Source organism: Enterobacter sp. BWH52 (genome assembly GCF_001037565.1).
GTDB classification, from domain to species: domain Bacteria; phylum Pseudomonadota; class Gammaproteobacteria; order Enterobacterales; family Enterobacteriaceae; genus Enterobacter; species Enterobacter hormaechei_C.
Window position 1 is genome coordinate 4,310,167 of sequence record NZ_KQ089854.1, and the last position, 18,230, is coordinate 4,328,396.

An 18,230-nucleotide genomic window follows, 5' to 3' on the forward strand; every position below is an offset into this window, starting at 1 on the left:
TGACTCTGGAGTCGACTCCAGAGTGTATGCTGCGGTTAATGAGAAAATTATCATTACCGGAGACTGCCATGTCGACTCCAGAAACACCTAAAAAAGTTCCCCAATTCTCGGCACTTAAGCTCAGCCCGGTTCCGCCAAAAGAGGACTGCTGCTGCGAGGGCGCGTGCGAAACCCAGACCGAAGCGCTGCCTGAAAGCGGCAACCGCTACAGTTGGGTGGTCAACGGCATGGACTGCGCGGCCTGCGCCCGCAAAGTGGAAAATGCGGTGAAGCAGGTGCCAGGCGTGAATCACGTTCAGGTGCTGTTCGCTACCGAAAAGCTGCTGGTCAGCGCCGAAAACGACGTCAGCAGACAGGTTGAAGCCGCCGTCAGCAAAGCGGGTTATACCCTGCGCAGCGAAACGGCGCCCGCAGAAAAAACGTCCCCGCTAAAAGAAAATCTGCCCCTTATCACCCTCATCATCATGATGGCCCTGAGCTGGGGGCTGGAGCAGATCAACCACCCATTCGGCAACCTGGCGTTTATCGCCACCACGCTGGTTGGCCTGTTCCCGATTGCGCGTCAGGCGCTGCGTCTGATGAGAAGCGGCAGCTGGTTTGCCATCGAAACGCTGATGAGCGTGGCGGCTATCGGGGCGCTGTTTATTGGCGCGACGGCGGAAGCGGCGATGGTGCTGCTGCTGTTCTTAATTGGCGAACGCCTTGAGGGCTGGGCGGCGAGCCGGGCGCGTAAAGGGGTGAGCGCGCTGATGGCGCTGAAGCCGGAAACCGCCACGCGGGTTATTCATGGTCAGCGTGAAACGGTCGCCATCAACACCCTGCGCCCGGGCGACGTGATTGAAGTGCCCGCAGGCGGACGTCTGCCAGCCGATGGGGCCCTCGTTACCGCCACCGCAAGTTTTGACGAAAGTGCCCTGACCGGGGAATCCATCCCGGTTGCGCGCGCGGCGGGTGAAAAGGTGCCTGCGGGCGCCACCAGCGTCGACCGACTGGTGCAGTTGACGGTCCTTTCCGAACCGGGCGACAGCGCCATCGACCGCATCCTCAGGCTGATTGAAGAGGCCGAGGAGCGCCGCGCGCCGGTAGAACGCTTTATCGATCGCTTCAGCCGGATTTACACCCCCGCCATCATGCTGGTGGCGCTGCTGGTCACCGTCGTCCCGCCGCTGTGCTTCGGCGCGCCGTGGGAGGGCTGGATTTACAAAGGGCTGACGCTGCTGCTGATAGGCTGTCCGTGTGCACTGGTGATCTCCACCCCGGCGGCGATTACCTCAGGGCTGGCGGCAGCGGCACGTCGCGGGGCGTTGATTAAGGGCGGCGCGGCGCTGGAGCAACTGAGCCAGATCCGGCACGTTGCCTTCGACAAAACCGGAACGCTCACCGTCGGCAAACCGCAGGTGACCGGCGTGTATCCGCAGGATGTCAGTGAAGACGATCTGCTGACGCTGGCCGCCGCCGTGGAGCAAGGCTCCACTCACCCGCTGGCGCAGGCGATTGTGCGAGAAGCGCAGTCGCGCGGGCTGAACATCCCTCCGGCAACCGCCCAGCGAGCGCTGGTCGGGTCAGGGATTGAGGCTGTGGTCGAAGGCAAAAAAGTGCTGATTGCCGCGGCGGACTCGCGCTCTACTCCACAGGTTGAGGCGCTGGAGCAGGCCGGGCAGACGGTCGTTGCCGTGATGCAGGACGGTGTACCGATGGGCATGCTGGCGCTGCGCGACACCCTGCGCGACGATGCGAAAGACGCCGTCGACGCGCTGCACAGGCTGGGAGTACAGGGTGTGATCCTGACCGGCGATAATCCGCGCGCGGCGGCGGCGATTGCCGGTGAGCTGGGGCTGGCGTTTAAGGCCGGATTGCTGCCTGCGGATAAAGTCAGCGCGGTAACCGAGCTGAACAGCAACGCCCCGCTGGCGATGGTCGGGGACGGGATAAACGATGCCCCGGCAATGAAAGCTTCCACCATCGGCATTGCGATGGGCAGCGGCACCGACGTGGCGCTGGAGACCGCCGACGCGGCGCTGACGCACAACCGCCTGACCGGGCTGGCGCAGATGATAGATCTTGCGCGGGCGACGCGGGCCAATATTCGGCAGAACATCAGCATTGCGCTGGGTCTGAAGGGGATTTTCCTGGTCACCACGCTGCTCGGCATGACCGGACTGTGGCTGGCGGTACTGGCGGATACGGGGGCGACGGTGCTGGTTACGGCGAACGCGTTGCGGCTGTTGCGCCAAAGGTAAAAGTGAAACGGCAACCGGGTTGCCGTTTCTCGTGTTTGCCCCCTCTCCCCGCGGGAGAGGGCCGGGGTGAGGGCATCAGGCCGCACGCATCACTGCATCCCTAGCAGCCCCGGCAACCACAATGAAATCGCCGGGATGTACGTCACCATCCCCAGCACCACCAGCAACATACCGTAAAACGGCAGCATCGCCCGCACCACGTGCTCGATCTTCTGCTTACTCACCGCGCTCGCCACAAACAGCACCGATCCGACCGGCGGCGTGATCAGCCCAATCCCCAGGTTCACCATCATGATCATCCCGAAATGCACCGGGTCGATCCCCAGCGAGTTGGTCACCGGCAGCAGCACCGGGGTCAGGATCAGGATGATCGGCGCCATGTCCATCAGCGTGCCAATCAGCAGCAGCATGATATTGAGGTACATCAGGATCACGTATTTGTTATCGGAGAGCGACGTGAAGAATTCGGTGATGCGCATCGGCAGCTGCATGTAGGTCATTACCGCGCCAAACGCCGCGGCAAAGCCAATCAAAATCATCACGATGGTGACGGTTTTCACCGTGCGGCACATCAGCTTCGGCAGTTCGCTCCATTTATAGTCGCGGTAGATAAACATAGTGACGAAAAACGCCCACAGGCAGGCCACGGCGGCAGATTCGGTCGCCGTGAATATCCCGGACAAGATCCCGCCGAGGATAATCACCACCGTCATCAGCCCCCACAGGGCATCGAGCATGATTTTCAGCGCCTGCCTGAACGGGATTTTGTCCCCCTTCGGATAGCCGCGCTTGCGGGCGAAGCACAGGCAGAGCACCATCAGGCTCACGCCCAGCAGCAGGCCCGGCAGCACGCCCGCGATAAACAGCGTGGCGATGGAAACCGTTCCCCCTGCCGCCAGGGAGTAAATCACCGAGTTGTGGCTGGGCGGGATCAGGATCGCCTGCACCGACCCGCTGGCCGTCACCGCCGCCGCGTATTCGCGCGGATAGCCCTTCTTCTCCATCTCCGGGATCATCACGCTGCCGATAGACGCCGTATCCGCCACCGACGAGCCGGAAATCGCGCCGAAGAACGTTGATGCCACGATGTTCACCAGCGACAGCCCGCCGCGAATAAAGCCGACAAAAACGTACGCGAAGTTAACCAGCCGTCGGGCAATACCCCCTTCCGCCATGATCGCCCCGGCAAGAATGAAGAACGGGATCGCCAGCAGGGTAAATTTATTCACTCCACTGGTGATCTGGATCATCAGCGCCTCCAGCGGCAGGTCAATCCACAGCGCGCCCGCCACGGCGCTTAAGCCGACGGCGAAGGCCACCGGCATCCCCAGCGCCAGCAAAATGGCGAGGGTGAATAACAAAACAAACGCATCCATTGTTCACCCCTTAACTGTGATTGCCGATCAGCACGACGGGACGGTTTTCCTGCGAGCCAAACAGCAGGCGTTCAAGCACAAACAGGATCCAAATGGCCGACCCGACAGGCAGCGGCAGATAGCTTTCGCCGGAGGTCAGGAGCGGAAACTCCGCCACCGGCTGCTCCCACAGCTCGACGCACAGCCAGTAGCTGTACCAGCACATCAGGCCGGAGATGAGCAGCATCAGCAGATCCACCACTCGCGCGCATACTCTTTGCAGCGACGCGGGCAGGCGGTCGGTGAGCATGTTGACCGCGATATGCGACCCGGCGCGATAGCTCACCGCCGCGCCGATAAAGGTAAACGTCACCATGCAGATAATGGCGATCGGCTCCGGCCAGGATTCGCCGCGATTGAGCACATAGCGAGAGAAGATGCCAATGGGGATCACAATCGTCATCACCAGTAGCGAGAGACCCGCCACCACCATGGCGAGCAGGTACAGACGGTCCATCCACTTCAGGTAGAGTTCGGACATACGTACTCCGGCTTACTGAACGTCAGCGATGGCTTTCATCAGATCCTGATGCTTATCGCCATACTGCGCGCGCACCGGCTCTGTCGCCTTGATAAACACCGTTTTATCGATGTCGTGGAACTGCACGCCGCCGGCCTTCATTTTCGCCAGCGCCTGGTCGTTATACGCATTCCACAGCTTGCGCTGCTCGAACTGCGCTTCGCGGGCCAGCGTCAGGATCTTTTGCTGTTCGTCAGCGCTGAGCTTGTCCCATTTCACTTTGGAGTAGAGCAGCATTTCCGGGGTGATGAAGTGGCCGCTCAGCGTGTAGTTTTTGGCGACCGGCATATAGTTGTGGGCGATAAAGGTTGGCGGGTTGTTCTCCGCGCCGTCGATCACCCCGGTCTGCATGCCGCTGTAAACCTCGCTGACGCCCATCGCCACCGAGTTCGCCCCCATCGCTTTCAGCGTGGCCAGCGCCACCGGGCTGCCCTGCACGCGGATTTTCTTCCCTTTCAGATCGTCCGGTTTGACGATCGGCTCTTTGGTGATCAGGTTGCGGGTGCCGGAATCCATCCAGCCAAGGAAGACCAGACGCGATTTCGGGTTGGCGGTGAGTTTGTCGCCGATCTGCTTGCCGATATCCCCGTCAATCACCTTGTGCATGTGGTCTTCATCGCGGAATACGTAGGGCAGGGTAAACACTTCGATATCCGGCAGGATGGCGGCCACCGGCGCCATGGAGACGCGGATCATGTCGATCGCCCCCATCTGCGCCTGCTCAATCATCTGCTTTTCATCCCCCAGCACGCCGCCGGGGAAGACCTTAATCTCCAGCTTGCCATCGGTTTGTTGTTTGAGTTTTTCACCCATGTGCTGGACCGCCACCACGTTCGGGTAGCCTTCGGGATGCACATCGGCGGCTTTAATGGTCTGGGCAGAAACGGTGCAGGCGAAAGCAGTCAGACACAGCGCGGCCAGTAACGGCTTGAGGGTCGTTTTCATTAAGTCAACTCCAGGGTAGTGAGATAAGCGTTAAAACGATGTTTTAATTTTTGACGCTTAAAAATTAGACTACGGCTGGAAAAGGGAGGGTGAAGCGCCTCACAAAAAGCGCGAAATTTTGAAACGATGGTTCGAAATTGTGATGAGTACTTGTCGGGTGGCGACTGCGCCTTACCCGACCTACTACACCCGTAGGCCCGTGCAAGCGAAGCGCCGCCGGGCGTCAGGCCGCACTTACCCCTTACGAATCAAATACCGGTACGGCAAGGTCTCGGTTTGCTGCGCCACCAGTTCATGTTCCATAAAGGTACAAAAGCCGGGGATATCACGGGTGGTAGCCGGGTCATCGGCAACGATCAGCAGCGTTTCGCCACTCTGCATGTTACGGACGGTTTTACGCACCATCATTACCGGCTCCGGGCAACGGAGGCCCTGAGCATCAAGCGTGTGGTCTGGGCTGGAAAACAGGTCGGTCATTTTCTTCTCGTTCAGGTAAAAACGGCTGTAGTTTACGCCCCGCTATCGCCAATGCAAACCAGGTTAACGATTGCGTGAAAATTAGCCATTGCAAAGTGTCGTCAAAGCAGTATCATGCGGCGGCTTTATTGGGTTCCCTCACCCCAAATATTAATCAAAAAGGTACAATATGAACTCCTTTACACAATCGCAGCGCGTCAAGGCGTTGTTCTGGCTTTCGCTATTTCATCTGCTGGTGATCATCTCCAGTAACTATCTGGTACAGCTCCCCATCTCCATTTTTGGTTTCCATACCACCTGGGGCGCGTTCAGTTTCCCGTTTATTTTCCTTGCGACGGATTTAACCGTGCGTATTTTTGGCGCACCGCTGGCGCGGCGGATTATTTTTGCGGTGATGATCCCGGCACTGTTTGTCTCCTACGCCATCTCCTCGCTGTTTTACATGGGAAGCTGGCAGGGCTTCGAAGCGCTGACGCACTTCAACCTGTTCGTCGCGCGTATTGCCACCGCCAGCTTTATGGCCTACGCCCTGGGGCAGATCCTCGATGTCCACGTGTTTAACCGCCTGCGTCAGAACCATCGCTGGTGGATGGCGCCAACGGCCTCCACGCTGTTCGGTAACGTGAGCGATACGCTGGCCTTCTTCTTCATCGCCTTCTGGCGCAGCCCGGACGCCTTCATGGCAGAACACTGGATGGAAATCGCTCTGGTGGACTACGCCTTTAAGGTGCTTATCAGCCTGGTTTTCTTCCTGCCGATGTACGGCGTACTGTTGAATATGCTGCTGAAAAGGCTGGCAGATAAATCTGAAATCTCCGCATTGCAGGCAGGTTAAGGGTTCGCTTTATCAGTTGTGATAAGATGAACGAATGAGCCGTTATGGCCGTTTATCGAAAGGAAGAAGTCAATGCGCAATCTGGTTAAATATGTCGGGATTGGCCTGCTGGTTGTTGGCCTTGCAGCCTGTGATAACAGCGACACCAAAACGCCTGCTCAGGGCGCGTCAGCAGAAAGCAACGCCACCGGTCAGCCGGTGAGCCTGATGGATGGCAAACTCAGTTTCTCTCTGCCCGCGGACATGACCGACCAGAGCGGTAAGCTGGGTACCCAGGCGAACAATATGCACGTCTATTCCGATGCCACCGGCCAAAAAGCGGTGATTGTGATCGTCGGTGACGATACCAGCGAAGATCTGGGCGTGCTGGCCAAACGCCTGGAAGATCAGCAGCGCAGCCGCGACCCGCAGCTTCAGGTGGTCACCAACAAGTCTGTTGAACTGAAAGGCCACACGCTGCAACAGCTGGACAGCATCATCTCTGCCAAAGGCCAGACCGCGTACTCCTCCGTGGTGCTCGGCAAGGTGGACAATAAACTGCTGACCATGCAGATCACCCTGCCGGCAGATAATCAGCAGAAAGCGCAGACCGCCGCTGAAAACATCATTAACACCCTCGTGATCCAGTAATCGTTCACCGGGATGCCGTGGCCTCCGTCGCTTGCGCCGGGGGCCATTTTTTTGCCACGACTTTCAGACTAACGCTCCAGACGAAGCCCATCCGGCGCACTACAATTAACACGCCCCCCGGAAAAAGGAATTCTTATGACTGCCAGCCCGCCCGACAAAGCCGGACTTCATATTTTATTAAAACTTGCCTGCCTGGTGGTTATCCTTGCGGGTATCCACGCGGCGGCGGATATCATTGTTCAGCTTCTGCTGGCGCTGTTTTTCGCCATTGTGCTCAACCCGCTGGTGACATGGTTTTTACGCCGGGGCATCAGCCGCCCGGTCGCGATTACCATTGTGGTGATGGTGATGCTGGTTGTCCTGACGGCGCTGTTCGGCGTGCTCGCCGCCTCGCTGAGCGAATTTTCCACCATGCTGCCGCAGTACAATAAAGAGCTGACGCGCAAGCTGGTCGATCTTCAGCGCATGTTGCCGTTCGTGAATCTGCATATCTCACCGGAACGGATGCTGCGCCGGATGGATTCCGAGAAGGTGATGACCTACGCCACCACGTTGATGACCGGGCTTTCAGGGGCAATGGCCAGCATTCTGCTGCTGGTGATGACGGTGGTGTTTATGCTGTTCGAAGTGCGCCACGTGCCGTATAAGCTGCGTTTTGCCCTGAACAATCCGCAGATCCACATTGCCGGCTTGCACCGCGCGCTGAAGGGCGTGTCCAAATATCTGGCGCTGAAAACATTGTTAAGCCTGTGGACCGGCGTGATCGTCTGGCTGGGGCTGGTACTGCTGGACGTGCAGTTCGCGCTGATGTGGGGCGTGCTGGCGTTTTTACTGAACTACGTACCCAATATCGGCGCGGTGCTTTCCGCCGTTCCGCCGATGATCCAGGCGTTCCTGTTTAACGGTTTTTATGAGTGCATGCTGGTAGGGGCGCTGTTCCTCGTCGTGCATATGGTGCTGGGTAACATTCTTGAGCCGCGCATGATGGGCCACCGTCTGGGCATGTCGACGATGGTGGTGTTTTTATCGTTACTGATCTGGGGATGGCTGCTGGGTCCGGTGGGCATGCTGCTCTCCGTGCCGCTCACCAGCGTCTGTAAAATCTGGATGGAAACCACGAAAGGAGGCAGTAAACTCGCCATTCTTCTGGGTCCGGGTCGGCCAAAAAGCCGTTTGCCGGGATAACCGGGTGGAAAGGGTCAAAAGTGACGTTTATTCGCCAGCGCGACGACAACATTGTACGATGTGCGCAGCAAATCGCGCTGGCGAAGAAAAAGTCACAGAAACAGGTTTATCGCGGACGCGCGTAGATGAAATTTACACTTACCCTTATCGACTGGCAGGCAAGAGCGCCAGGACTCAGCGATGCCGACGAATGGCAGGCATGGTCACGCCGGTCTGACGCCATCGATCCCGCTGCACCGCTGGCGAAACTGACCGATCTGCCGATGATGACCGCCCGCCGCCTGAATTCAGGCAGCAGGCTGGCCGTCGATCTTGGCCTGATGATGCTGCGCAAACACCGCATCGATGCCGTCGTCTACAGCAGCCGTCATGGGGAGCTGGAGCGCAATTTCCGTATTCTCCAGGCCCTGGCGGCAGAACAGCCCGTTTCCCCCACCGATTTTGCCATGTCGGTACACAACTCGGCGGTCGGCAATCTCACTATCGCCGCGCGTCAGCCTGTTGTCTCTTCGTCGGTTTCCGCCGGTATGGATACCTTCCAGCAGAGCTTGTGCGACGTGCTGAGCCTGCTGCATGCGGGCTACTCCCGCGTGTTGCTGGTGGATTTCGACGGTCTGCTGCCTGATTTTTATCACGCCGGGCTGCCGCCGCAGATGCCCGTCTGGCCCTACGCGCTGGCGCTGGTGATTGAGGCGGGAAATACGCTCAGCTGTGAAACGCACGTCAACCGCACGCCTGAAGAGCCCGCGCTGCCGCAAAGCCTCCAGTTCCTGCGCCATTACCTGCGGGACGAGCGCCAGTTTACCCTGCCGGGCGAGCGCCTGCTGTGGCAATGGACGCGCCAATGAGAGGGTTACGTTCCCGCCTCGATCGGATATGGCGGATGCTGATGACCGGATTGTGCTTCGTCCTGTTCGGCCTCGGCGGGCTGACGCTGTCGCTGGTGTGGTTTAACCTGCTGCTGATTTTCCAGCGCGACCGCACTCAACGTCGCCGCCTGGCACGCCGCACTATTTCTGCCAGTTTTCGCCTGTTCCTCGCGGTGGTACGCGGTGCAGGGGTACTGGATTACCGTTTCAACAACCTGGACGTTCTGCGCGCCGAGCGGGGCTGTCTGGTGATTGCGAATCATCCCTCGCTGCTGGACTACGTTCTGCTGGCGTCGGTGATGAACGAAACCGACTGTCTGGTGAAAAGCGCGTTGCTGCGTAACCCGTTCGTCAGCGGCGTGATCCGCGCGGCTGACTATCTGATTAACAGCGAAGCCGACACGCTGCTTGCCGCAAGCCAGCAGCGTCTGGCCCAGGGCGACACCCTGCTTATCTTCCCTGAAGGCACCCGCACCCGGGTGGGGGAAGCCATGACCCTGCAACGTGGGGCGGCGAATATCGCCGTTCGCTGCAACAGCGCCGTGCGCGTGGTGGTGATCCACTGTAGCGAACGGATGCTTGATAAACAGAGCAGCTGGTATAACGTGCCCCCCAACAAACCTGTTTTCACCGTGGATGTTCGCGAACGCATCAACATTCATGATTTTTATGATGCGAGTCAGCACGAACCCGCGCTGGCAGCAAGGCAGTTAAACCGGCATATGCAGCATCAGTTAACAACCGGTCTTCAATCTTTGTCAGGAACGAAAGATGCAAGCGCTCTATCTTGAAATTAAGAATCTCATTATCTCTACGCTGAATCTGGAAGAACTTACCCCAGAGGATATTGATACAGACGCCGCGCTCTTTGGCGACGGCCTCGGTCTGGACTCAATCGACGCCCTTGAGCTGGGGCTGGCGGTAAAAAATCAGTACGGCGTAGTGCTTTCTGCCGAAAGTGACGAGATGCGTCAGCACTTCTATTCCGTTGCCACGCTCGCGGCTTTTATCCATCAACAACGCGCCTGAGAATGACCGCTATGACAGAACAACAAACGATTTATCAGGAAGTCTCTGCGCTTCTTATTACGCTGTTTGAAATCGCCCCGGAGGATATTACCCCTGAGGCACGTCTTTACGAGGATCTGGACCTCGACAGCATTGATGCCGTCGATATGGTGGTGCACCTGCAAAAGAAAACGGGCCATAAAATCAAGCCCGAAACCTTCAAAGCGGTGCGCACGGTGCAGGACGTCGTGGACGTTGTGGAACAGCTTCAGCGCGACGCGTAACGTGCGTTCGATTCCAGTTCTTCCCGCCCTGACGGGGCTGATGCTGCTGGCATGGCCGTTTTTGATCGGCTTCGGGCTGGCGAATAATAGCCTGCACGGGATACTGCCCGTGATGGCGCTGGTGCTGCTGTTGCGCGTCTGCCAGGCCCGTCGGCAGGGCGGCCCCCTGCGTTATCTGTTCGTGAGCGTGGCGCTGGCTGGCATAGCGCTTTGCGCGGCGAGCTACGTCCTGCACGCGCACCAGTGGGTGCTGTTATATCCAGTGGTGGTGAATCTGGTGATGCTGGTGGTGTTTGGCGGTTCGCTGTGGACGGCAATGCCTGTCGTTGAACGGCTGGCGCGCCTGCGTGAACCGGATCTCTCCCCCGTCGGGGTACGTTACACGCGCCGGGTTACCCAGGTCTGGTGCGGCTTTTTTATTATCAACGGGGCGATCGCGCTGTTTACCGTATTACACGCCGATATCCGTCTGTGGACGCTGTGGAATGGGATGATTGCCTATCTCCTGATGGGCACGCTGATGGCTGGCGAGTGGGTGGTGCGACAACGGGCGATGAAAAACGATGCTTAACCCTCTTCCGCTTAGCCAGTGGCTCAGTGCGCCCCGCCCTGACGACACCCCTGTCGCCTGGCAGGACGACCATCTCTGGACGCTTGGCGATCTGCGCCACGACGTCACTCAGTTGGTCGACACGCTGCGTCGTGAAGATGGCGAGCGCTGGGCGTTGTGCATCGAAAACGGTTATCTGTTTATTGTCGCGCTGCTGGCGACGCTGCATGCGGGTAAAACGCCGGTCCTCCCCGGGCACAGCCGGGCGGCGCAGCTTAACGAACAGCGGGCGCTGTTCAGCGGCGTCCTGAGCGACACCACGCTCGATTTTCAGGGGCGACAGCTGCGGGTGGCTTCCGCGCAGCGGGCAGGCCATCCCTTTTCACCGCTGCCTGCCATCGGTGAGATGCGCACGATCGAGCTTTACACCTCCGGCTCGACCGGCACGCCGCAGCGGGTCAGTAAGCCGGTGGTCAGCCTTGATCGTGAGGCTCGTCTGCTGGCGGCGCATTTTGGCGAGCGTCTGGCGGGCTGTCACGTCGTGGCTTCCGTGGTGCTGCACCACCTGTATGGCCTGACGTTTCGTGTTGTCTTACCCATGGCGCTCGGCCTGCCGCTGCATGCCAGCCTGCTCAACTATGCCGAGCAGCTCTCTGCCCTTCCCGACGATAAACGCTATCTTTTCATCAGCAGTCCGGCGTTTCTCAAGCGGCTGGACGCGTCGCTGACGCCGCCCCCCGTCAACCTGCTCGTCTCCGCCGGCGGCGCGCTGCCCTGGCTGGAGGTCGCCGCGGTTCAGGCCTGGCTCAACGTCTGGCCGGATGAAATATACGGCAGCACGGAAACGGGCGTAATGGCCTGGCGCTACCGTCAGGAGGAAAGCACGCGCTGGCAGCCTTTTCCCGGCGTGGCGTTTCACGGCGATCGCGTGACGTCGCCGCTGATCCCCGAGGCGGAGGGAATCGTGCTGGATGATATCCTGCACTTCACGGCTGACGGGCAGTTCAGCCTCGTCGGGCGTCGTGGTCGGGTGGTCAAAATTGAAGATAAGCGCATTTCACTCGATGACATTGAGCACCGCCTGCTGGCGCTGGACGGCATCCGCGAGGCCGCCGCGCTGACGGTGACGCGCGGCGGGCGTCAGGGCATTGGCGTATTGCTGGTGCTGAATGAAGCGGTGCGTCAGCAACACGAACAGGGCAAAACAGCGCAGGAGCTCGCCTGGCGACGCGCCCTTCGCCCCTGGCTTGAACCGGTTGCCGTACCGCGCTACTGGCGGATCGTTGATGAAATCCCGGTCAACAGCATGAACAAGCGCGTGACTGCGCAGCTACAGGAGTTGTTTCATGAAGATCCCTGAAATCGGGCGCCTCCAGCCCGATCCACAGCATCTGGAGATAACCTTTTATCTTGATCCTGACCTGCTCTGGTTTAAGGGACATTTCGCCGTACAGCCGCTGCTGCCGGGCGTGGCGCAGCTCGACTGGGTGATGCATTACGCCGCCGCGCTGGCGTCGGGCTACCGTTTTCACAGTATTCAGAACGTGAAGTTCGCCGCCCCGCTGTTGCCGGAGAACACGGTCACGCTGCTCCTTGCCTGGCAGCCTGAACGCCAGTTGCTGACCTTTAGCTACCAGCGCCATGCGGGTAACGAGCGCCACACCGCCAGCAGCGGGAAGATTCGCTTATGTCAGTAACCTTCCGTCCCTGCGTGCTGATCCCCTGCTACAACCACGGGGCGATGATGGCTTCGGTGCTGGCGCGCCTGGCGCCTTTCGATCTGCCCTGTCTGGTGGTGGACGACGGCAGCGATGAAACCACGCGCCGCACGCTTGAAGCGCTGGCGGCGGATCGTCCGCAGATGACACTGCTGCGGCTGGCCGAAAACAGCGGCAAAGGCGCGGCGGTGATGCTGGGGCTGAAAGCCTGCGCCGATCGCGGCTTCACCCACGCCGTTCAGGTGGACGCTGACGGCCAGCACGCTATCGAGGACATTCCCAAACTGCTGGCGCTGGCCGGGCGTCATCCCGATGCGCTCATTTCCGGGCAGCCCGTTTACGATGACTCAATCCCCCGTTCGCGCCTGTACGGGCGCTGGATAACGCACGTCTGGGTCTGGATTGAAACCCTCTCCCTGCAACTGAAAGACAGTATGTGCGGGTTTCGCGTTTACCCGATAGCCCCGGTTCTGCGCCTTGCAGCAACCACGCCGCTCGGCAGGCGAATGGATTTTGATACCGAAGTGATGGTGCGCCTCTACTGGCAGGGCAACACCAGCTATTTTCTGCCCACCCGCGTGACCTATCCGCCGGACGGGGTATCCCATTTTGATGCCCTGAAAGACAACGTGCGCATCTCGTTGATGCATACCCGTCTGTTTCTCGGCATGCTGCCGCGCATTCCTTCCCTGCTGATGCGTCGCCGCTCGCAGCACTGGGCGCAGCAGCAGGAGGTAAAAGGATTATGGGGCATGCGCCTGATGCTGCGCGTCTGGCAACTGCTGGGGCGTAAGGCGTTTACCGCCCTGCTATGGCCGGTTACGGCCGTCTACTGGCTAACCGCCCGCGCTGCGCGTCAGGCGTCGCAGCAGTGGCTGGCGCGGGTTAAAACGGTGATGGCACAGCGGCAAATGCCGCAACCCGCGCGGCTTAACAGTTTTTCCCACTTCCTGCGCTTCGGTCATGCCATGCTGAACAAAGTGGCCAGCTGGCGCGGCGAAATGAAACTCCATCGCGATCTGGTCTTTGCGCCAGGCGCGCAGGAGGCGCTGGGGCTCGACGATCCTCAGGGCAAACTGCTACTCGCGTCGCATCTTGGCGATGTGGAAGCCTGCCGGGCGCTGGCCCAGCGCGAAGGGGCGAAAACCATCAACGCGCTGGTCTTTAGCGACAACGCCAGACGTTTTAAGCAGGTGATGGAGGAGATGGCGCCGCAGGCGGGCATTCACCTGATGCCGGTCACCGACATTGGCCCGGAGACCGCCATCCTCATCAAAGAGAAGCTGGATCGCGGCGAATGGGTGGCGATCGTGGGCGATCGCATTGCCGTCACCCCGCAGCGCGGCGGTAGCTGGCGGGTGATATGGAGCGAATTTATGGGCCAGCCCGCGCCGTTCCCGCAGGGGCCGTTTATCCTGGCGTCCATTTTGCGCTGCCCGGTGGTGCTGATTTTTGCCCTCTGTCAGCAGGGAAAGCTGACCCTGCACTGCGAGCCGTTTGCCGACCCGCTGCTGCTGCCGCGCGGCGAACGCCAGCAGGCGCTACAGCAGACCGTCGACCGCTATGCGGAGCGGCTGGAGCATTACGCGCTCTTGTCGCCGCTCGACTGGTTTAATTTTTTCGATTTCTGGCAGCTGCCAGAGATCAACGAGAAGGAGTAAAGGGTGCTGACCGATCCCCGCTTTACGGCTGAAGTTGAAATCACCGTTCCGTTCCACGACGTCGATATGATGGGCGTGGTGTGGCACGGCAACTACTTCCGCTACTTTGAGATTGCTCGCGAAGCGCTGCTCAACCAGTTTGATTACGGCTATCGCCAGATGAAAGCGTCCGGCTACGTCTGGCCGGTGGTGGATACCCGGGTGAAATACCGCGACGCGGTGACCTTCGAGCAGCGCATTCGCATCCGCGCCCACATTGAAGAGGTTGAAAACCGTCTGCGCATCGCCTATCAAATCTTCGACGCGCAAACCGGGAAACGCACCACCACCGGCTACACCATTCAGGTGGCGGTGGAAGAAGCAAGCCGGGAGATGTGCTTTGTCAGCCCGGCCATTCTGTTCGAACGCATGGGGATCGCGCCATGAAATGGATAACGCTACTCGCGCTGCTGGTAAGCCCGCTGGTGAACGCGGTCACGCTGGATGAACTGCAACAGCGGTTTGCGGAGCAACCGGTAGTGCGCGCACACTTCGAACAGACCCGCACGATCAAGGATATGCCTCAGCCCCTGCGCTCGCAGGGGGAGATGCTAATCGCCCGTGACAATGGCCTGCTGTGGGATCAAAAAGCGCCATTCCCGATGACGCTGCTGCTGGATGACAAACGGATGGTGCAGATCTTCAACGGTCAGTCGCCGCAGACCATTACCGCCGACACTAACCCGCAGATGTTTCAGTTCAACCATCTGCTGCGGGCGCTGTTCCAGGCCGACCGCAAGGTACTGGAAGAGAACTTCCGCGTCGATTTCAAAGACCTGGGCGAAGGCCGCTGGTCGCTGGTGCTGACGCCCGTCACCACGCCGCTGGACAAGATTTTCTCCACCCTTGATTTGAAGGGCGCGATCTATCTGGAATCCATTCGCCTGAACGATAAGCAGGGCGACACGACGGATATCGCCCTCTCCCGCCACCAACTGACGCCCGCGCGCCTGACTGATGCAGAACGCCAGCGCTTTGCCGCACCGTAACGCCCTGCGCCCGGCGCTGCTGTGGGCCGCGGTATGCCTGATCCTGCTGGGCGTGCTGCTGTTGCTGCTGCCTGGCGCGCGGCTGAACAGCAGCGTGCTCGCCATGCTGCCGAAACAGACGCTCGGCGCGATCCCTCCCGCTCTTAACGACGGATTTATGCAGCGCCTCGACCGCCAGCTCATCTGGCTGGTCAGCCCCGGCAAACAGCCGGACCCGCGCGTGGCGCAGCAGTGGTTAACCCTGCTGCAACGCAGCCAGGCGCTGAGTGTCGTAAAAGGTCCGCTGGATGCCGCCGGGCAACAGGCCTGGGGAGATTTCTTCTGGCAGCACCGCAATGGTCTGGTCGATCCGGCCACCCGCGCCCGCCTGCAAAACGGCGGTGAAGCGCAGGCTCAGTGGATCCTGTCCCAGCTCTACTCCGCCTTTTCCGGCGTGAGCGGCAAGGAGCTGCAAAACGATCCGCTGATGCTGATGCGCGGCGCGCAGCTCGCGCTGGCGAAGAACAGCCAGAAGATGCAGCTGATGGACGGCTGGCTGGTGACAAAAGATGCGGCCGGGAACTACTGGTATCTGCTACACGGCGAGCTGGCGGGCTCGTCGTTTGACATGCAGCAAACCCACCAGCTGGTGACCACCCTCAACGCGTTGCAGCAGACGCTGAAAAGCCAGTATCCACAGGCGCAGCTGCTCTCGCGCGGGACGGTGTTCTACAGCGATTACGCCAGCCAGCAGGCTAAAAACGATATTTCCACGCTTGGCGTCGCCACGGTGCTCGGGGTGATCCTGCTGATTGTGTCGGTGTTTCGCTCCGTGCGTCCGCTGCTGCTGAGCCTGCTCTCCATTGCCATCGGCGCGCTGGCGGGGACGGTCGTGACGCTCCTGCTGTTCGGTGAGCTGCACCTGATGACGCTGGTGATGAGCATGAGCATTATCGGCATCTCGGCGGACTATACGATTTACTACCTCACGGAGCGGATGGTGCACGGCGCGGAACACTCGCCCTGGCAAAGCCTGGCAAAAGTGCGTAACGCGCTGCTGCTGGCGCTGCTGACCACCGTCGTGGCGTATCTCTTCATGATGCTGGCCCCCTTCCCCGGCATTCGTCAGATGGCGGTGTTCGCCGCCGCAGGACTGAGCGCCTCGTGCCTGACGGTAATGTTCTGGCATCCGTGGTTGTGCCGTGGCATGCCGGTCCGCCCGGTCCCCCTGAGACGGATAATGCAGCGCTGGCTGGACGCCTGGCGCGACGGTAAAGCCCTCTCCGTCGGGCTGCCGGTAGCACTGGCGCTGCTCTCCGCCATCGGGATCGCCAGCCTGCGGGTGGATGACGATATCGCCCGGCTTCAGGCGCTGCCGCAGGACATTCTGGCGCAGGAAAAAACCATCACCGCCCTGACCGGGCAAAATGTCGATCAGAAGTGGTTCGTGGTGTATGGCGCGTCGGCTCAGGAAACGCTGGAGCGGCTGGAGGCATTTACCCCGGCGCTGGCGCAGGCGCAAAAAGCCGGTGAATTAACCCGCTGGCGTACCCTGCCGCTGAACTCGCTGGCGCGACAGAACAGCGATCTGCATCTGCTGCGCAACGCCGCACCGACGGTGGTGAAAATGCTGCAAAGCACGGGGCTGAATGCCGTCCCTCCGAACCTGAACGCCATGCCTGTCAGCGTGGAAGCGTGGCTCGCCAGCCCGGCCAGCGAGGGCTGGCGTTTGCTGTGGCTGACGTTGCCGGACGGCAAAAGCGGTGTGCTGGTCCCGGTCGATGGCGTCAGAAACAGCGCCGCGCTCGGTGAGCTGGCCACCCGCCATCCCGGGGTCGTCTGGGTTGACCGTAAGGCCAGCTTCGACAGCCTGTTTGCGCTCTACCGCTCGCTGCTGTCGGGGCTGCTGGGCGTGGCGCTGGCGGTGATTGCCGGCGGCGCGAAGCTACGTCTCGGCTGGCGAAAAGGGCTGGTGGCGCTGGTGCCATCCGTGCTGTCGCTGGGCGGCGGGCTGGCGGCGCTGGCCGTGACGGGCCATCCGGTGAACCTGTTTTCCCTGCTGGCGCTGGTGCTGGTCCTCGGCATTGGCATCAACTACACGCTGTTTTTCAGCAACCCGCGCGGCACGCCGCTGACCTCCATGTTGGCGATTACCCTCGCCATGATGACCACCCTGCTGACGCTGGGGATGCTGGTATTCAGCACCACTCAGGCCATCAGCAGCTTTGGCATTGTGCTGGTGAGCGGTATCTTCACCGCGTTCCTGCTCGCCCCGCTGGCGATGCCGTCTAACAAAGAGAACTTACCATGACCCGTTTCATTCGCCTGGCGGCAGTGATGATGGCCCTGTTGCTGGCGGGGTGTAGCCATACGACGAACCGCGATGACGCGCGCCCTCAGGCCTGGCTCCAGCCCGGTACCCGCGTCACGCTGCCCCCGCCGGGCATCACGCCTGCCATCCGCGCGCAGCAGTTGCTTACCGGCAGTTTTAAAGGCCAGACCCAGTCGCTGCTGGTGATGCTGAACGCCGACGGAAATAAAGTGACGCTTGCCGGCCTCTCCTCCGTCGGGATCCGCCTGTTCCTCGCCACCTACGACGACACCGGGATCCACACCGAGCAGTCGGTTGTGATGCCGCAGCTGCCGCCCGCCAGCCAGGTGCTGGCCGACGTGATGCTGAGCCACTGGCCGCTCAGCGCCTGGCAGCCGCAGTTGCCGAAAGGCTGGACGCTGAACGATACTGACACCAGACGCGAACTGCGCAACCCCGATGGCAAGCTGGTCACGGAAATTGCCTACCTGAATCGTAACGGCAGGCGCGAACCGATTAGCATTGTGCAGCACGCTTTTCACTACCACATCACCATTCAATATCTGGGTGACTGA

At 60.3% G+C, this 18,230-nt stretch carries 20 protein-coding genes; 16 read left to right on the plus strand and 4 right to left on the minus strand.

The genetic code is table 11. The features are described 5' to 3' along the window. The first annotated feature begins 68 nt into the window (after positions 1-68). Positions 69-2,240 carry a Zn(II)/Cd(II)/Pb(II) translocating P-type ATPase ZntA gene (gene zntA, locus SK47_RS20435; RefSeq protein ID WP_048244996.1) on the plus strand — a complete coding sequence of 724 codons (2,172 nt, stop codon included), beginning with the start codon at positions 69-71 and terminating at the stop codon, positions 2,238-2,240. A gap of 89 nt (positions 2,241-2,329) precedes the next feature. Here zntA and SK47_RS20440 read toward each other — a convergent pair whose 3' ends face one another. From SK47_RS20440 to tusA, 4 genes are all read right to left on the minus strand, one after another. Then, the gene (locus SK47_RS20440) at positions 2,330-3,616 is read right to left on the minus strand and encodes a TRAP transporter large permease (RefSeq protein WP_003861280.1); all 1,287 of its coding nucleotides are present in this window, start codon (positions 3,614-3,616) and stop codon (positions 2,330-2,332) included. Positions 3,617-3,626: 10 nt separating this feature from the next. Beyond that, entirely contained in the window at positions 3,627-4,136 is a 510-nt protein-coding gene (locus SK47_RS20445) for a TRAP transporter small permease (RefSeq protein WP_048244998.1), read from the minus strand. Between the two features lie 12 nt (positions 4,137-4,148). Further along, complete coding sequence (locus tag SK47_RS20450; protein WP_023323840.1) at positions 4,149-5,120, minus strand: TRAP transporter substrate-binding protein; 972 nt, start codon at positions 5,118-5,120, stop codon at positions 4,149-4,151. 234 nt (positions 5,121-5,354) lie between these two features. Beyond that, positions 5,355-5,597 (minus strand): sulfurtransferase TusA, encoded by a 243-nt coding sequence (gene tusA / locus SK47_RS20455; protein ID WP_000130627.1) that lies wholly within the window; start codon positions 5,595-5,597, stop codon positions 5,355-5,357. A gap of 169 nt (positions 5,598-5,766) precedes the next feature. Between tusA and SK47_RS20460 the strand changes: the two genes are divergently transcribed. The 15 genes from SK47_RS20460 (at position 5,767) to SK47_RS20530 (ending at position 18,230) form a co-directional block, all read left to right on the plus strand. Further along, positions 5,767-6,432, plus strand: a complete 666-nt coding sequence (locus SK47_RS20460; RefSeq protein WP_003861274.1) for a 7-cyano-7-deazaguanine/7-aminomethyl-7-deazaguanine transporter — start codon at positions 5,767-5,769, stop codon at positions 6,430-6,432. A 72-nt stretch (positions 6,433-6,504) separates the two neighbouring features. After that, the gene (locus SK47_RS20465; protein WP_003861272.1) at positions 6,505-7,062 is read left to right on the plus strand and encodes a DcrB family lipoprotein; all 558 of its coding nucleotides are present in this window, start codon (positions 6,505-6,507) and stop codon (positions 7,060-7,062) included. Positions 7,063-7,197: 135 nt separating this feature from the next. After that, positions 7,198-8,247 carry an AI-2E family transporter gene (locus SK47_RS20470; protein WP_003861270.1) on the plus strand — a complete coding sequence of 350 codons (1,050 nt, stop codon included), beginning with the start codon at positions 7,198-7,200 and terminating at the stop codon, positions 8,245-8,247. A gap of 125 nt (positions 8,248-8,372) precedes the next feature. Further along, positions 8,373-9,095, plus strand: a complete 723-nt coding sequence (locus SK47_RS20475; RefSeq protein WP_017384119.1) for a beta-ketoacyl synthase chain length factor — start codon at positions 8,373-8,375, stop codon at positions 9,093-9,095. Continuing rightward, on the plus strand, positions 9,092-9,907 hold the full coding sequence (locus tag SK47_RS20480) for a lysophospholipid acyltransferase family protein (RefSeq protein ID WP_023304568.1): 816 nt from the start codon (positions 9,092-9,094) through the stop codon (positions 9,905-9,907). The genes SK47_RS20475 and SK47_RS20480 overlap by 4 nt, the downstream gene beginning before the upstream one ends. After that, complete coding sequence (locus tag SK47_RS20485) at positions 9,888-10,145, plus strand: phosphopantetheine-binding protein (protein ID WP_003861263.1); 258 nt, start codon at positions 9,888-9,890, stop codon at positions 10,143-10,145. The genes SK47_RS20480 and SK47_RS20485 overlap by 20 nt, the downstream gene beginning before the upstream one ends. An 11-nt stretch (positions 10,146-10,156) precedes the next feature. After that, positions 10,157-10,408 (plus strand): acyl carrier protein, encoded by a 252-nt coding sequence (locus tag SK47_RS20490; RefSeq protein ID WP_003861262.1) that lies wholly within the window; start codon positions 10,157-10,159, stop codon positions 10,406-10,408. Continuing rightward, positions 10,380-10,979: a COG4648 family protein gene (locus SK47_RS20495; RefSeq protein WP_023304569.1), complete on the plus strand. Its 600-nt coding sequence runs from the start codon at positions 10,380-10,382 to the stop codon at positions 10,977-10,979. Before SK47_RS20490 ends, SK47_RS20495 begins: the two co-directional genes overlap by 29 nt. Then, on the plus strand, positions 10,972-12,318 hold the full coding sequence (locus SK47_RS20500; RefSeq protein ID WP_048245001.1) for a class I adenylate-forming enzyme family protein: 1,347 nt from the start codon (positions 10,972-10,974) through the stop codon (positions 12,316-12,318). The genes SK47_RS20495 and SK47_RS20500 overlap by 8 nt, the downstream gene beginning before the upstream one ends. Further along, entirely contained in the window at positions 12,305-12,655 is a 351-nt protein-coding gene (locus SK47_RS20505) for an ApeI family dehydratase (protein WP_017693835.1), read from the plus strand. Before SK47_RS20500 ends, SK47_RS20505 begins: the two co-directional genes overlap by 14 nt. Continuing rightward, positions 12,646-14,337 (plus strand): glycosyltransferase family 2 protein, encoded by a 1,692-nt coding sequence (locus tag SK47_RS20510; RefSeq protein ID WP_048245003.1) that lies wholly within the window; start codon positions 12,646-12,648, stop codon positions 14,335-14,337. The genes SK47_RS20505 and SK47_RS20510 overlap by 10 nt, the downstream gene beginning before the upstream one ends. 3 nt (positions 14,338-14,340) lie before the next feature. Then, positions 14,341-14,763, plus strand: a complete 423-nt coding sequence (locus SK47_RS20515; protein ID WP_003861252.1) for an acyl-CoA thioesterase — start codon at positions 14,341-14,343, stop codon at positions 14,761-14,763. Beyond that, positions 14,760-15,365 (plus strand): outer membrane lipoprotein carrier protein LolA, encoded by a 606-nt coding sequence (locus tag SK47_RS20520; RefSeq protein WP_023314981.1) that lies wholly within the window; start codon positions 14,760-14,762, stop codon positions 15,363-15,365. The genes SK47_RS20515 and SK47_RS20520 overlap by 4 nt, the downstream gene beginning before the upstream one ends. Then, positions 15,334-17,655: an MMPL family transporter gene (locus SK47_RS20525; RefSeq protein WP_048245006.1), complete on the plus strand. Its 2,322-nt coding sequence runs from the start codon at positions 15,334-15,336 to the stop codon at positions 17,653-17,655. Before SK47_RS20520 ends, SK47_RS20525 begins: the two co-directional genes overlap by 32 nt. Then, complete coding sequence (locus SK47_RS20530; RefSeq protein ID WP_022651978.1) at positions 17,652-18,230, plus strand: DUF3261 domain-containing protein; 579 nt, start codon at positions 17,652-17,654, stop codon at positions 18,228-18,230. Before SK47_RS20525 ends, SK47_RS20530 begins: the two co-directional genes overlap by 4 nt.